1 pseudogene is annotated in these 608 nt (G+C 78.0%); it reads right to left on the bottom strand.

Features of this window, described 5'->3' with window-relative positions:
• Positions 1-608 (bottom strand): annotated as a pseudogene (locus ACFQ3T_RS36960) (hypothetical protein); the annotation flags it as partial.

The raw sequence follows: 608 nt of genomic DNA on the forward strand, positions 1-608 counted from the left end.
GCCGCCGCGCCGGACACGGCCAGCAGCACACCCGGCCACGGCACGCCCCGCAGCCACACCTGCAGCGCGGCGGCCACCGTCGTGCCGAACCCGGCGGCGGTGGCGAGCACCACGAGCAGCCGCGACCGCTCCCGCGAGCGGAGGGCGGCGACCTCGCACTCGTGCAGCGCGGGGGCGACCACGCGGTTCGCCTCGTGGATCGCGTCGGCGAGCAGCGGGTAGTCGAGCACGTAACCGGGGTCGATCACCGGACGCGGCTCGGGCGCCCGGAACCGGACCCTCGGCCACACCGCGGGCGGCGGCACGTCGGCGTGCACCTTGGCCCCGGCCGGCTTGCCCAGCACGCGCCGCAGCACGGCGACGACCTTGTCCGGTCCCTCGTCCAGGTGGACCACCGCCACCTGGCCGCTCCGCACCAGCACGGCGAGGTCGTCGGCCCCCGGCTCGGCAACCCTCGTGCCATCGGCACTCAGGTCGGCGGGGGTCGTGCCGGTGGGGACGTCATCCGGCCCGTCGGCCGCGGGAGCGCCGGCGGGAACGGCCGCAGCGGCGGTGACGCCGGGGTCCTCGGCCGAGACGGGGCCGGCGGCGACGGCGGCGATGATGAT

This window comes from Saccharothrix hoggarensis, assembly GCF_042678885.1.
Lineage (GTDB): Bacteria > Actinomycetota > Actinomycetes > Mycobacteriales > Pseudonocardiaceae > Actinosynnema > Actinosynnema hoggarensis.